Origin of the sequence: Streptomyces sp. NPDC090119 (assembly GCF_044747085.1) — a bacterium.
Classification (GTDB): domain Bacteria; phylum Actinomycetota; class Actinomycetes; order Streptomycetales; family Streptomycetaceae; genus Streptomyces.
Genome location: NZ_JBIVDK010000002.1, coordinates 914537 through 927637 on the forward strand (window position 1 = coordinate 914537; position 13101 = coordinate 927637).

Annotated in this window: 13 protein-coding genes; 7 read left to right on the top strand and 6 right to left on the bottom strand. The window is 70.9% G+C overall.

The window, feature by feature from the left end; genetic code table 11:
• Positions 1–9: 9 nt before the first annotated feature.
• Positions 10–933 (bottom strand): serine hydrolase, encoded by a 924-nt coding sequence (locus tag ACIPPM_RS11515; protein ID WP_401445887.1) that lies wholly within the window; start codon positions 931–933, stop codon positions 10–12.
• Between the two features lie 187 nt (positions 934–1120).
• Between ACIPPM_RS11515 and ACIPPM_RS11520 the strand changes: the two genes are divergently transcribed.
• Together ACIPPM_RS11520 and ACIPPM_RS11525 are read left to right on the top strand one after the other, a co-directional pair.
• Positions 1121–1633 carry a hypothetical protein gene (locus ACIPPM_RS11520; protein ID WP_401445889.1) on the top strand — a complete coding sequence of 171 codons (513 nt, stop codon included), beginning with the start codon at positions 1121–1123 and terminating at the stop codon, positions 1631–1633.
• Between the two features lie 29 nt (positions 1634–1662).
• Positions 1663–2202 (top strand): hypothetical protein, encoded by a 540-nt coding sequence (locus ACIPPM_RS11525; protein WP_401445891.1) that lies wholly within the window; start codon positions 1663–1665, stop codon positions 2200–2202.
• Between the two features lie 258 nt (positions 2203–2460).
• Here the strand turns inward: ACIPPM_RS11525 and ACIPPM_RS11530 are convergent, their stop codons facing one another.
• Positions 2461–3339, bottom strand: a complete 879-nt coding sequence (locus ACIPPM_RS11530; protein WP_401446447.1) for a helix-turn-helix transcriptional regulator — start codon at positions 3337–3339, stop codon at positions 2461–2463.
• A 124-nt stretch (positions 3340–3463) separates the two neighbouring features.
• Between ACIPPM_RS11530 and ACIPPM_RS11535 the strand changes: the two genes are divergently transcribed.
• Positions 3464–4861 carry an MFS transporter gene (locus ACIPPM_RS11535; protein WP_401445893.1) on the top strand — a complete coding sequence of 466 codons (1398 nt, stop codon included), beginning with the start codon at positions 3464–3466 and terminating at the stop codon, positions 4859–4861.
• Between the two features lie 98 nt (positions 4862–4959).
• Here ACIPPM_RS11535 and ACIPPM_RS11540 read toward each other — a convergent pair whose 3' ends face one another.
• Positions 4960–5532 carry a hypothetical protein gene (locus tag ACIPPM_RS11540; protein WP_401445895.1) on the bottom strand — a complete coding sequence of 191 codons (573 nt, stop codon included), beginning with the start codon at positions 5530–5532 and terminating at the stop codon, positions 4960–4962.
• 125 nt (positions 5533–5657) lie between these two features.
• On the opposite strand from ACIPPM_RS11540, the gene ACIPPM_RS11545 reads away from it, so the two are divergent.
• From ACIPPM_RS11545 to ACIPPM_RS11560, 4 genes are all read left to right on the top strand, one after another.
• Complete coding sequence (locus tag ACIPPM_RS11545) at positions 5658–6278, top strand: TetR/AcrR family transcriptional regulator (protein WP_401445897.1); 621 nt, start codon at positions 5658–5660, stop codon at positions 6276–6278.
• A gap of 19 nt (positions 6279–6297) precedes the next feature.
• Positions 6298–6993, top strand: coding sequence for an SDR family NAD(P)-dependent oxidoreductase (locus ACIPPM_RS11550; RefSeq protein WP_401445899.1), 696 nt, complete (start codon positions 6298–6300; stop codon positions 6991–6993).
• Entirely contained in the window at positions 6990–7736 is a 747-nt protein-coding gene (locus ACIPPM_RS11555; RefSeq protein ID WP_401445901.1) for a YqjF family protein, read from the top strand. The genes ACIPPM_RS11550 and ACIPPM_RS11555 overlap by 4 nt, the downstream gene beginning before the upstream one ends.
• A gap of 175 nt (positions 7737–7911) precedes the next feature.
• Complete coding sequence (locus ACIPPM_RS11560; protein WP_401445903.1) at positions 7912–8715, top strand: endonuclease I family protein; 804 nt, start codon at positions 7912–7914, stop codon at positions 8713–8715.
• A 58-nt stretch (positions 8716–8773) separates the two neighbouring features.
• Here the strand turns inward: ACIPPM_RS11560 and ACIPPM_RS11565 are convergent, their stop codons facing one another.
• The 3 genes from ACIPPM_RS11565 to ACIPPM_RS11575 are packed head-to-tail and all read right to left on the bottom strand — an operon-like array spanning position 8774 to position 12941.
• Complete coding sequence (locus ACIPPM_RS11565; protein ID WP_401445906.1) at positions 8774–10459, bottom strand: thiamine pyrophosphate-binding protein; 1686 nt, start codon at positions 10457–10459, stop codon at positions 8774–8776.
• Positions 10456–11424 carry an agmatinase gene (gene speB / locus ACIPPM_RS11570; protein WP_393596808.1) on the bottom strand — a complete coding sequence of 323 codons (969 nt, stop codon included), beginning with the start codon at positions 11422–11424 and terminating at the stop codon, positions 10456–10458. The genes ACIPPM_RS11565 and speB overlap by 4 nt, the downstream gene beginning before the upstream one ends.
• A gap of 56 nt (positions 11425–11480) precedes the next feature.
• Entirely contained in the window at positions 11481–12941 is a 1461-nt protein-coding gene (locus ACIPPM_RS11575; RefSeq protein ID WP_401445908.1) for a sodium:solute symporter, read from the bottom strand.
• Positions 12942–13101 lie beyond the last annotated feature (160 nt).

Here is a 13101-nt window from a genome sequence, read left to right on the forward strand (position 1 = left end):
GGTGAAGGATCAGCCCTGCGGCGGGGTCGCGACGAACGCCTCGCGCGGGGTGCTGGTGGGGACGTAGACGGCGGACTTGGACGCCGTCGGGACGAGGTCCTTGTGGATGGCCTTGGCGACGTTCTGGATGGTGGTGACGCCGTAGCTCATCGTGCTGTTGTCCTGGGTCAGCACGGTGATGGTGTAGTCGTGGCCGCCGCCGTTGAAGGTGCCGAGGCTGTGGACGCGCCAGCCGTGGGTGGCGCGCTGGAGCCAGCCGTTCTTGACGTGCACGGCGACGGTGGAGGGGGCACCGGCGGGGGTGCCCCAGCGCTGGGACGAGACGACCTGGCCCATCAACTTCTGGATGTAGGCGCGGGAGTTGTCGCTCAGCACGGTGTTCTTGGTGGTGACGAGCTTGAGCAGCTTCTGCTCGTCGGTGACGTTGATCTGGGTCAGGCCCCAGTAGCCGTCGACGCCCGGCGTCGTCCTCGTCATCCCGGCGGCCTGGATGAAGCCCTTGACCTTCGTCGCGCCGAGCTGCTTCCACAGCTTGCTGGTCGCGGTGTTGTCCGACTTCGTGATCATCGCCGTGGCGAGCGAGGTCTCGGTGCTCGTCAGGTACCGGTTGTGCTTCTTCGCGTCCCACAACAGAGTGGCCAGCACGGTGACCTTGACGGTGCTGGCCGAGTCGTACGCGCTGGTCGCGCGCAGCGTGCAGGTGGTCTTCGTGGACCCCTCGTACACCCCGAGCGCGACGCTCCCCTTGCGGTTGGCGAGGGCGGCGGTGATGTCCTTGCTCAGCTTGGCCGCGAGGCCCGCCTTGGCGGAGGTGCAGCTGACCGCGGTGGCGGCGGAGGCGGGGGCCGCGCCGAGGACGGGCACGAGCAGCGCCCCTCCGACAACGGCGGCGAGCGCTCCCTTGCGGGCGCGGGGTGATATCCGGTGCGTCATGCACGGATTGACCCTCGGGGAGGGGGGAGGGTTGTACTGGTGTTCGTGAAGGTGTGGGGGTGACTCCGCCGCCCTGCGTGATCATGACGCGGTCTTTGCCGCCCCTTGACGTTCTCTTCGATTGCAAACCGCCGCCCCCACTAGGGTCGTCGGGTTGGTGCGTCGACGGAGGGGACGAGAGCGGCACATGGGCGACCAGGGCAGCGACGGCAAGATACTCGACATCAAGATGGCCGATCTGAAGAAGACGGCTCCGCGTTTCCAGACGCACAGTCTCGTGGCCAGCACCTTCAAGTACCGCTTCCGTAGTCCGCTGGGCGGCCTCGCCGCCGACCTCACGGCTGATTTCCTGTCCCCGGATCAAAGCCACCACACCACAATGCAGGTGGGCCAGAAGATCCACCTGGCACTTCCTGACGGAACTCATTGGCGCGATGCCGCCTGGCTTTCTTTCGGCCTGTCGGTACACGCACCCGATCTCATGCAGAAGCATCCAGAGGGACTGGTCGTGAACATCACTTCCCTCACCTACCCTGTCGCGCACTTCCGATCGGAAGTCGCGGCCCTCGCCATGGACGGGTGGCTCAAGAATGAATTGGGTGTTCCCGACAGAGGGCTGCAAGTGACGTTCGACAAGGAAGCGGACCGATACGACTTCACGTGGGGCGACCTCACCAACCCCTTCGGCGACGACCTCTGAAGGAAAATCAGGTTTTCGGGGTGAGGAGCTTGCCCGACGGAGAAGACGGCGACGGCATGCGGCACCAGTTCCCCACCGAGGCCGTCGAGCTGACTCGGCTGGACTCGGCCCCCTCGCGGCAGACCTGGGAAGCAGCGCGCGACCGGGCCGTCGGCCGGATGTACGACGACGGCCAGGACGCCGCGACCCGGCTCCGGTGGGCGGAACTCGCGATCGCGGCCGGGAGACAGCGGGACGCTTCGTCCGGCTTCGGGCCGCTGAGGACGCTTGCCGACGAGACGCGTGTCCGCGTCTACGCCATCCGGGAGTTCGGCGTCGTACCAGGTGACGCGATCCGCGACGCGGCCGAGCTGTGCGAGACCGCCTTCCAAGGTATCGGGAGGTCACGCGGGGAAGTGGCGGCCGAGGCGGACGGCTGGCGAGAATTTCCCCGAGAACGGATGCTCCGTCTCCGGCACGTGAAGAACGTGCTGACACCACTTCGGGAGATCGTGGACGTACTCCCCCTGGACGACCCGCTCCGCCCGGAGCTGTCGGCGTGGGTGGCCCTGATCCCCGATCTTCCCTGAGGCCGCGAAGAGCAGAGCGCATGTCAGAGACAGCCAGGTTGCAGATCTACTCGGTCGAGTCGGCGGACCTCGACTCGGCCGTGTGCGTTGTCCGCTGTGTAGGCGGCGTCGTCCGTGTCGGCCAGGAATTCGCGGGGCCCATGACCTTGGACTTGATTCTCCGTTACGGACAGACGGTCGAGTTTCTGGAGCCGCCGCTCAGTGCGAAGGTGCGCCTGTCGGGAGTGGCGGTTCGCGGGCTCGGCCGGGGTGTCGTAGTCACCGCTCTGCGGACCGGGGAGTGAGCGGGGGTGCGCTCGGCTTGGTCTGCAGCAGGAGACGGAGTGCTCGTTCCGAGGGTGAGTCCGCTTCCGCCGTGTATGTGATCAGGCGTTGGCCCGACGGGGCTGGGAGGGTCAGGGTTTCGAAGGTCAGGTCGAGGGGGCCCGCGGTCGGGTGGTGCAGGTGCTTCACGCCCGAGGTGCAGGTGCGGACCGGGTGGCGCTTCCAGTGGGACGTGAATTCGTCGGAGTGGATGGTCAGTCGGCCCACCAGGTCCGTCAGGCGTTGGTCGTCGGGATGACGGGCGGTCACCTGGCGGAGGGAGGCGACCGCCAGCACCGCTTCTGCGGACCAGTCGCGGAACAGGGCGCGGTAGGCGGGGTCCAGGAAGAGCATGCGGGTCAGGTTGGGGCGGGTGGTCGCCGACTCCGGTGCTTCGGCGGGGAGATGGGCGGCCAGCAGGGCATGGCCGGGGGCGTTCCAGGCCAGGACGTCGTTGCGGCGGTCCAGGGCCAGGGCGGGGACGCCCGGCATCGCGGCCAGCAGCTGCCGTACCGACGCGCTCGCGTGTTCCGGGCGGGACGGGGTGGTACGGCGCGACGGGCGGGCCAGGGCGCGCAGGTGGGCGGTCTCGTCGTCGGTCAGGCGGAGGGTGCGGGCGATGGCGGTCAGGACGGAGTCGGAGGCGCCCGCCGCGCGGCCCTGTTCCAGGCGGGTGTAGTGGGTGACGCTCACCCCGGACAGCATGGCCAGCTCCTCCCGGCGCAGGCCGGTCACCCGGCGCCGGGTCGGCAGCGGGGTGAGGCCCACCTCCTCCGGGCGCAGCGCGGCACGGCGGGACTTGAGGAACTCGCCCAGGTCGGACGGGACGTCCATCGCTGCCTCCGGAAGGGTCGGGGCTTCCATGATGGCGTGCTCCGGCCCGCCCAGGGTGGTCACGTCATGACCAGCCTCGCCACGGTTCTGGCTGCCCCCCGCCGCTCCGGCCAGCCTGACGGGCATGACGACGACGCTCGCACCGACTCTCACCCCCCGCCTCCGCCTGACCCTCGTCCTCCTGCTCGCCGCCCAGTTCATGCTGGCCGTGGACTTCTCCATCCTCAACGTCGCCCTCCCCGTCATCGGTGAGGGCCTCGGCTTCCCCCTCGCCCGTCTCCAGTGGATCGGCACCTCCTTCGCCCTGTGCGCGGCAGGCTTCACCCTGCTCTTCGGCCGCGTCGCCGACCTCTTCGGGCGCCGTCGGCTGTTCCTGGGCGGCCTCGCCGTACTCGCCGTCGCCTCCCTCGCGGGCGGTCTCGCCACCAGCCCCGGGGTACTGCTCGCCGCCCGCGTGCTGCAAGGGCTGGCCACGGCCGCGGTGACCCCGGCGGGGCTGTCGCTGATGACGACCTCGTTCCCCGAGGGACCCCTGCGGGAGAAGGCCCTCGGGCTCAACGGGGCGCTGATGTCGGCGGGGTTCACCACCGGCGCGGTCCTCGGCGGCGTCCTGACCGACCTGCTCTCCTGGCGCTGGGCGTTCTTCATCAACGTCCCCGTGGCCCTGGCCGTACTGCTCCTCGCCCCGACGGTCGTCGCGGAGTCCCGGCCGGTCCAGCGGCCCGGGCTCGACGTTCCCGGCGCCCTCACCGTCACCCTCGGCCTGCTCGCCGTGGTCCTCGGCCTCACCCAGGCCGGTGAGCACGGCTGGACCTCCCCGTCCGCGCTGCTCCCGCTCGCCGCCGGTGCCGCCCTGCTGCTCGCCTTTCACGCCGTGGAGCGCCGCGCGGAAGCTCCGCTGGTTCCGGTCGGCGTGCTGCGGAAGCCCACCGTGGCCTGGGGGAACGTCGTCGGACTGCTCGCGTTCCTCACCGAGACCTCGCTGGTCTTCCTGCTGACCCTCTACCTCCAGGAGGTACTCGGCTTCTCCCCGCTCGCGGCCGGGCTGGCCTTCGGTGTGCTGGGCGCGGGCACGGTCGTCGGCGGCTCGGCCGCGCCCCGGGTCATCGGGCGGCTGGGCAACAGGCGGACGCTGGTCGTCGGCGGCCTGGTCCAGGCGGTGTCCACGGCCGCGCTGCTGGGGCTCGGCGAGGGGCACGGCTCCCTGGCGCTGCTGCTCGCCGCCACCTTCACCGGCGGAGTCGGCAACATGCTCGTCATCGTCGGCTTCATGGTCACCGCCACGTCCGGCCTGGCCGACCACGAACAGGGCCTCGCCACCGGCCTCGCCACGATGACCCAGCAGATCGGCATCACCATGGGCGCCCCGGTCATGAGCGCCATCGCCACCGCCGCGATGCCGGACACGACCGCCCCGAGCGCCCCGGCCGTCCTGACCGGCCTGAAGACAGCGATCGCGGTGAACGCGGCGCTGGTCCTTCTCGGCGTGCTCGCCGGTCGCAAGGCCGCCCGTCGGGCCTAGGGGGTGTCTCGATCTTCGCGGGCGCGCGGCGCCTGCCGCACCAGACGCCGCGCGCTGGTTGCCCCACCCGGCCCGGCGCACGAACCCCATGAGGGGACTCAGTCGGCCCTGCGGGCCCGCCCCAGGCGGAGCGCGGAGATCAGGAAGAAGACCCCGCCCAGGAACGCGTACCCCGCCAGCGAGCCCAAGGAGGCATCCGCCTGGGCGGCCCCGGCGACGAAGGAGGCACCGGCAAGGGTGGAGATGGCTCCGCTGAGGATCATCGGCCACTGTCCTGCCATGCCGCGTCGACGTCGCAGGGCGCCGACGATCAGCTGGACGGCACCGGCGGTGACCGCCCAGGCTCCCCAGACGCGCAGGACCGCCGGGATGCCTGACGCGGCCGCGGCGACCAGCCCCGCGGCGGTGAGGGTGCTGAGCGCGACGTTCGCGTAGAGACCGCGTACCGGGCCCCGGTTCGCCCTGGCGGACCTGATGTCGACGACGGCGCACGCCACGTCGAACAGGGGATAGAGCACCAGCAGTGCCGCGCTGAGGGGGCTCAGGGTGTGGGCCGTCGCGAAGATCAGGACGGCCCAGATCGCGGCGAACGCGAAGCGCAGGAAGTACAGGCGGCGCAGCGCCGTGGTGTCGCTCTCGGTGGGAGGGGTGGCGGTGATGGAGGCGGCCATGGGATGCCCTTTCCGCAAGGAGTCGAAAAAGAGGGAGAACGTTCGGTCTACCTCCCATTCAAGGGACCCCCTCACCCCCTGTCAAGACCGAACGTTCTCCCTCACCGCCTGCTACCGTGGCCGCCATGAGCACGGGCACAGCAGGTAAGCGCACGTCGGAGGCCCGGGCGCGGCTGCTCGACACGGCGACCCGGATCTTCTACACGGAGGGGATTCACTCCGTCGGGGTCGACCGGATCATCGCGGAGGCGCAAGTGACCCGCGCCACCCTGTACCGGCACTTCAAGGGCAAGGACGAGCTGATCCTCGCCTACCTCCAGCAGGCCGATCACGGCATCCGGGGACAGGTGGACGCCATCCGGGCACAGGGCCTTCCGGCGGCCGAGACGGTCCGGGCCGTGGGCAGGTCCATCGCCGAGGGCATCCGGTCCCCGGGCTTCCGCGGCTGCGCCTTCCTGAACGCGGCGGCCGAGTATCCCGACCCCACGCACCCCGTCCACCAGGCCGTGCTGGCCCACCGGCAATGGTTCCTGGACACCGCCACGCAGCTCATGGAAGACGCAGGCCGCGCCCCCGCCGACGTGACCGGCCGCCACTTCGTCATGCTGCGGGACGGCGCCATGGCAGCCGGGTGCCTCTTCGACCCGACCCTGATCTGCGCGACGTTCCTGGACGGCGTCGAGGGCATCCTGAACGCCACCCCGCCGCATCCGTCCGGCCCTCACCGGGCGAAGTCCTCCCAGTGAGCGGGACGGGAGGTGCGGTGTGGAAATCCGGGGCGCACGCGTTCTGGTCGCCGGAGCAACCGGTGACATCGGGTCGGCGCTGGCCGAGCGGCTGGCCCGGCTCGGCGCGGCCACCGCACTGACGGGGCGGGACGCCGACCGGCTCGCCGAGGTGCGCGAGCGGTGCGGCCCCGGCCCCGCCCGGACCTTCGACGCCTGGGACCTCGACGCCGCCGAGGGCCTGGCCGCCTGGGCGGCACGGGAGCTGGGCGGGCTCGACGCCGTGGTCGTCTGCGTGGGGGTCGCCGCGTTCGGGCCGGTCGGTGAGATCGGCGAGGCGGTCGCGGAGCACGTGATGGCGGTGAACGCGCTCGCGCCCATGGCGATCCTGCGTTCCGCGTCGGCCCACGTGTCCTCCGGCGGCCTGCTCGCCGCCGTCACGGGGACCGTCGCCCGTTCGGCACCGGCCGGCATGGCGGACTACGCGGCGGCGAAGGCAGCCCTGGCCACCTGGCTGACGGCGGCTCGCCGGGAGGTGCGGCGCTCCGGTGTGGGGGTGCTGGAGATCTGCCTGCCCCATGTCGAGTCCGGCTTCGCCCGGCGTGCGGTGACCGGCACCGCTCCGGCGCTGCCACCGGGCATCACGGTGGCGGAGGCCGTCGAGGCGGTCGTGGAGGGTATGCGTATGGACGCGCGGGTCGTGGACAGCGCCGGGGCGAAGCGGGTCACGTCGTGACGGCGGACACGTCCGTCCACGTGGAGGACGTCACGCCCCTGCCGCCACGCCCCCTGTCGCACGTGCTGTTCCGGCAGTGGTGGCGCGAACTGGTCTTCCTGCACTGGGCCGCCGATCCCGACGAGGTGGCCCGCCTGCTGCCGCCGGGCACGTCCCCCGACCTCCACCTGGGCCGCACCTACGTCGGCCTGGTCTTCTTCCGCATGGACGACCTGGCCCTCGGCCGGGGGCCCGCGCTTCCCTACCTGGGCAGCTTCGGCGAGGTGAACGTCCGCCTGTACAGCAGGGACAGCCTCGGGCGGCGCGGAGTGGTGTTCCGCTCCCTGGACTGCGACCGCCTGCTCCCCGTGCTGACGGCACGGGCGGCGTTCGGCCTGCCCTACCGCTGGGCCCGCATCCACACCCGCCGCACCGGCGCCGGAATCTCCTACGGCAGCCTCCGGCGCGACGGCTCCGGAGCGAGCGCCCGCGTCCGGGCCGAGGTCTCCCCCGAGCCGTACGAGGCGAACACCTTGGAGGAGTTCCTCACCTGCCGCTGGGGACTCCACGCCCAACTCCGGGGACGTACTTACTACTTGCCGAACACCCACCCCCGGTGGACGTTCAACCGGTGCGAGCTGACCTCGTACGACGAGACCGCCATCGCGGCGGCCGGGCTCTCCACCCCGGTCGGCGACCCCGTCAGCGTGCTCTACGCACCCGGCGTCCCGGTCCGCTTCGGCCCGCCGCTCCGGCTGCCCTAGGGGGTTCCGGCCGCCCGTCCCCGCGTCCCACATCGCGCTGAGCGCATGTGACTTGCCGGATCTCGACGCACACCGGATCTCGACACACAACGGTCACCTCCCCTTCACTGCCATTTACGCGTGTCCATGCCACGCTCGTTGTCCGCTCAATCAACCCGCGTAGATCGGCACCCTCATGCCCGTGACGCACATGCACCGTTGGAAGGCTCCGGCGCTGGCCGTTTCGGCCCTGCTCGTCGGCCTCACCCTGCCGGCGGCGGTCGCCACCCCGGCAAGCGCGACGACGACCTCGTACGACACGACGTACTACAAGAACGCCGTCGGCAAGACGGGCGCGAGTCTCAAGTCCTCGCTGCACACCATCATCAGCAGCCAGAGCAAGATCTCGTACGCGGCCGTCTGGGACGCGTTGAAGGTCACCGACCAGGACCCGAACAACAGCAACAACGTGATCCTGCTCTACAGCGGCGTCTCCCGCGCCAAGTCCCTCAACGGCGGCAGCACCGGCGACTGGAACCGCGAGCACACCTGGGCCAAGTCGCACGGCGACTTCGGCGAGGTGACCGGTCCCGGCACCGACCTGCACCACCTGCGCCCGGCGGACGTCCAGGTCAACAGCATCCGCGGCAACAAGGACTTCGACGACGGCGGCAGCGCGGTCAGCGGTGGGGGCGGCAGCCTCACCGACTCCGACTCCTTCGAGCCGCGCGACGCGGACAAGGGCGACGTGGCCCGGATGATCCTCTACATGGCGGTCCGCTACGACGGGGGCGACGGCTTCGCCGACCTGGAGCCCAACGAGAAGGTCGACAACGGCAGCAGCCCGAACATCGGCAAGCTGTCCGTCCTCAAGCAGTGGAGCGACGAGGACCCGCCGAGCGCCTTCGAGGAGAAGCGCAACCAGGTCATCTACGACACCTACCAGCACAACCGGAATCCGTTCATCGACCACCCGGAGTGGGTCGACGCGATCTGGTAGGAGCACGACGGTGGTGAACTCCCCTGCGGAAGAGAGGAGTTCACCACCGTCCGGCCGGTCAGCCCAGGTGCGTGGGCGCGAACATCCGCAGCACCGCCGGGAGCACGACCACCGAAGGGCCGGGCGTGGCAAGCGCCTTCGCCAGGTCCGCCGCCAGGGTCTCCGGGGAGGTCCGTACGCCCGGCACCCCGAAGGACTCCGCGAGGGCGACGTAGTCCGGCCGGGTCAGCTCCGTCGCGGTCGGTTCGCCGAAGGCGTCCGTCATGTACTCGCGGAGGATGCCGTAGCCGCCGTCGTCGACGATCAGCCAGGTCACCGGCAGTTCGTACTGCTTGGCCGTGGCCAGCTCGGCGATGGAGTACAGCGCGCCCCCGTCGCCGGAGACAGCGAGGACCGGGTGGGTCGGATCGGCGGCGGCCGCGCCGAGGGCGGCGGGGAAGCCGTAGCCGAGGCCGCCCGCGCCCTGGGCGGAGTGCATGGTGTTGGCGCCGCGCGGGTCGAAGGCGGACCAGGCCCAGTAGGCGAGGATCGTCATGTCCCAGAAGGACGGTGAGCCCGTCGGGAGCGCGCGGCGCACGGACGCCAACACGTCCTGTTCCAGGGTGAGTTCCTGACCCGTGATCCGGTCCCCGATACGGGACAGCACGTCCCGGACCCGCTCGGGCGCGGTGGGGTCCGTCCGCTCCGTCATTGTCTCCAGCAGCGCCTGCAACGCGAGGCGGGCGTCCGCGTGGATGCCCAGCGCCGGGTGGTTGGACTCCAGCTTGCCGAGGTCGGCCTCGATCTGGACGACCCGGCCGCGCGGCTTGAACGTGTGGTAGTTCGAGGAGAGTTCACCGAGCCCCGACCCGACCACCAGCAGGACGTCCGCGTCCTCCAGCAGGTCGGTCATGTGCCGGTCCTCCAGCCAGGACTGGAGGGACAGCGGGTGCTCCCAGGGGAAGGCGCCCTTGCCGCCGAAGGTGGTCACCACGGGGGCGTCCAGCTTCTCCGCGAGCTGCCGAAGCTTCTTCGAGGCGTCCGACCGTACGACTCCCCCGCCCGCGATGATCGCGGGACGCTGGGCACGGGACAGCAGGTCCGCCGCCACCGCCGTGAGTTCGACGCGCGGGGCGAGGTCCTCCGGGGTCGCGTCCGGGGCCGTGACCACCGGCAGCGAGGTCTCCGCGAGGAGCACGTCCTGCGGGATCTCCACCCACACCGGGCCGTGCGGAGCGGTGAGCGCGGACCGCCACGCCTCCGCGATGGCCGACGGGATCTGTGACTGCGCGCGGACCGTGTGGACCGACTTCACCACGCCCCGGAAGGATGCCGACTGATCCGGGAGTTCGTGGAGATAACCGTGTCGGCCACCGCCCAGCCCCGCCGTCGGGATCTGGCTGCTGATCGCCAGGACGGGCGCCGAGGCCGACGCCGCCTCCTGGAGGGCGGCCAGCGAGGTCAGCGCGCCGGGCCCGGTGGAGAGCAGCAGCGGCGCCGCCTCCCCGGTGATCCGGCCGTACGCGTCGGCCGCGAAGCCCGCGTTGTTCTCGACCCGCAGGCCGATGTAGCGCAGCGAGGAGCGGCGCAGCGCGTCGAACATGCCGAGCGCGTGCTGGCCGGGCAGGCCGAAGACGGTCGTCGCGCCCAGCCCGGCCAGGGTCTCCACGACCAGGTCGCCGCCGTTGCGCCCCGGCGGGGGATTCAGGGCCGCCTCTGTCTGCGCCTCGGTCGGGCGGAGTTCCAGGTCGTGGTCGTGCGTCACTTGGCGCGTGCCTCCGCGATCTGCCGGGACATGATGGTGGTGAGTTCGTACGCCGTGTGCGAGGCGGCGACCGAGGTGATCTCGGCGTGGTCGTAGGCCGGGGCGACCTCGACCACGTCGGCCGAGACCAGGTTGCAGGAGGCGAGGCCGCGCAGGATCTCCAGCAGCTCGCGGGAGGTCATGCCGCCCGCCTCGGGGGTGCCGGTGCCGGGGGCGTGGGCCGGGTCGAGGCAGTCGATGTCGATGGAGATGTACAGCGGGCGGTCCCCGATGCGCTGGCGGAGCTGGTCGGCGACCTCGTCGGCGCCCCGGCGGTAGACGTCGGCCGAGGTGACGATGCCGAAGCCCAGCTTCTCGTCGTCGGTGAGGTCCTGCTTGCCGTACAGCGGGCCGCGGGTGCCGACGTGGGACAGCGCCTCGGTGTCGAGGATGCCCTCCTCCACCGCGCGGCGGAACGGCGTGCCGTGGGTGTACTCGGCGCCGAAGTAGGTGTCCCAGGTGTCGAGGTGCGCGTCGAAGTGCAGCAGCGCGACCGGGCCGTGCTTCTTGGCGACCGAGCGCAGCAGCGGCAGCGCGATGGTGTGGTCGCCGCCCAGCGTCATCAGGCGGGCGCCGGTGCCGAGCAGGTCGTCGGCGGCGGCCTCGATGGTGTCGACTGCCTCGTTGATGTTGAACGGGTTCACCGCGATGTCGCCGCCGTCCGCGACCTGCGCGAGGGCGAAGGGGGAGGCGTCCTGCGCGGGGTTGTACGGGCGCAGCAGCCGGGACGCCTCGCGGATGGCGTTGCCGCCGAAGCGGGCGCCCGGCCGGTACGAGACGCCGGAGTCGAACGGCACGCCGACCACGGCGACGTCGGCGCGGCCGACCTCGTCCAGCCGGGGCAGCCGGGCGAAGGTCGCGGGGCCCGCGTAGCGCGGGATGCGGGAGGAGTCGACGGGCCCGCGGGGCGTCTCGGAGCTGCTCATTCTGAAATGCCTTCTTCCTTGCGCTTCGTCGCGCATGTACTGCTTTCCGTACGACTCTACTGGTGAGCCGGGACCGGTTCGGACGGGAGTTCGGGGGACTTGCCGGCGAGGCGGTCGCGCCAGACGGCGAGGACGCGTTCGTCGGTGGGCTTGGTGGCCAGGGAGACCACGAGGTAGGCGGCCAGGGAGGCGAGCAGGCCGTAGTAGACGGGCTCGTTGGCGAGGATGCCGTAGCCCGCCATCAGGCCGATCACCGCGGTACCGCCGACGATCACGGAGGCCAGCGCGCCCTGCACGGTGCCGCGCTTCCACAGCAGGCCGCCGAGGATCGGCACGAGGAGGCCGCCGACGAGGAGGTTGTACGCGACGGTCAGCGCCTCGACGACGTTGTTCAGCGCGATGGCGGTGCCGATCACGGCGAGACCCATGATCAGGATGAAGACGCGGTTGCCCTTCACCTCGTCGTGCTCCTCCTCGCCGGAGCGGACCAGGCCCCGCAGCCGGGACCAGATGTCGTTGTTGGCGACGGTCGCGCAGGCGATCAGGGCGCCGGAGGAGGTCGACATCACGGCGGCGAGGGCGGCGGCCAGCACCAGGCCCCGGACGCCGATGGGGAGTTCGTCCTTGACGATGGTGGCGAAGGCGTCGTCCGGGCTGGAGAGCTTCGGGTAGAGCACCTTGGCGGCGGTGCCGATCACCGCACCGGCGACGGCGTAGACCAGGCAGTAGGTGCCCGCCACGGTGCCGCCCCACTTGGCGGTGCGGTCGTCGCGGGCGGTGAACACGCGCTGCCAGATGTCCTGGCCGATCAGCATGCCGAAGGTGTAGATCAGCACATAGGTGAAGATCGTCTCGCCGCCGATGCCCAGCGGGTCGAAGTACGAGGTCGGCAGCTTGGCCTTCATCTCCGAGAAGCCGCCCGCCTTGACCACGGCGATGGGCAGCAGCAGGAGCAGCACGCCGATGGTCTTCACCACGAACTGCACCATGTCGGTGAGCGTGATCGACCACATGCCGCCGAGGGTGGAGTACGCGACGACGATCGAGCCGCCGAGGACGATCGCCAGGGTGCGGTTCATGTCGAACAGCACGTCGAAGATCGTGGCGTAGGCGATGGTCGAGGTGACCGCCAGCATCAGGGTGTACGCCCACATGACGACGCCGGAGATGACCCCGGCCCGGCCGCCGTAGCGCAGGTCGAGCATCTCGGAGACGGTGTAGACCTTCAGCCGGGCGATGCGGGCCGAGAAGAACACCGACAGGGCGAGCAGGCCGAGGCCGATGGTGAAGACCATCCAGGCGCCGGAGAGGCCGTACTTGTAGCCGAGGCCGACCCCGCCGATGGTGGACGCGCCGCCCAGCACGATGGCGGCCATGGTGCCGGAGTACATGGCCGGGCCCAGTCTGCGGCCTGCCACCAGGAACTCGCTCTTCGACTTGGCGCGGCGCATGCCCCACCAGCCCATGGCCAGCATCCCGACGAGGTAGACGACGATCACTGTGTAGTCGACGGCCATGGTGCGGGGCCCTCCTTCGCGCGCTTGTCCGGTGGCGTGTCGTGCGGTGGCGTGGGGGTTTCGACGGCAGCGGCTCGCGGGGACATCCGCCCGTACCCGCGGCTGCCGTTCCGCCTAGACACTAGGTGGCCGGAAAGCGACTGCGAAGTGTACGTTTCAT

What these genes read in the sequence shown, in the direction of transcription:
- ACIPPM_RS11515 (WP_401445887.1), bottom strand. Translation starts at nt 933, where the DNA reads ATGACGCACCGGATATCACCCCGCGCCCGCAAGGGAGCGCTCGCCGCC.
- ACIPPM_RS11520 (WP_401445889.1), top strand. Translation starts at nt 1,121, where the DNA reads ATGGGCGACCAGGGCAGCGACGGCAAGATACTCGACATCAAGATGGCC.
- ACIPPM_RS11530 (WP_401446447.1), bottom strand. Translation starts at nt 3,339, where the DNA reads ATGGACGTCCCGTCCGACCTGGGCGAGTTCCTCAAGTCCCGCCGTGCC.
- ACIPPM_RS11535 (WP_401445893.1), top strand. Translation starts at nt 3,464, where the DNA reads ATGACGACGACGCTCGCACCGACTCTCACCCCCCGCCTCCGCCTGACC.
- ACIPPM_RS11540 (WP_401445895.1), bottom strand. Translation starts at nt 5,532, where the DNA reads ATGGCCGCCTCCATCACCGCCACCCCTCCCACCGAGAGCGACACCACG.
- ACIPPM_RS11545 (WP_401445897.1), top strand. Translation starts at nt 5,658, where the DNA reads ATGAGCACGGGCACAGCAGGTAAGCGCACGTCGGAGGCCCGGGCGCGG.
- ACIPPM_RS11560 (WP_401445903.1), top strand. Translation starts at nt 7,912, where the DNA reads ATGCCCGTGACGCACATGCACCGTTGGAAGGCTCCGGCGCTGGCCGTT.
- speB (WP_393596808.1), bottom strand. Translation starts at nt 11,424, where the DNA reads ATGAGCAGCTCCGAGACGCCCCGCGGGCCCGTCGACTCCTCCCGCATC.
- ACIPPM_RS11575 (WP_401445908.1), bottom strand. Translation starts at nt 12,941, where the DNA reads ATGGCCGTCGACTACACAGTGATCGTCGTCTACCTCGTCGGGATGCTG.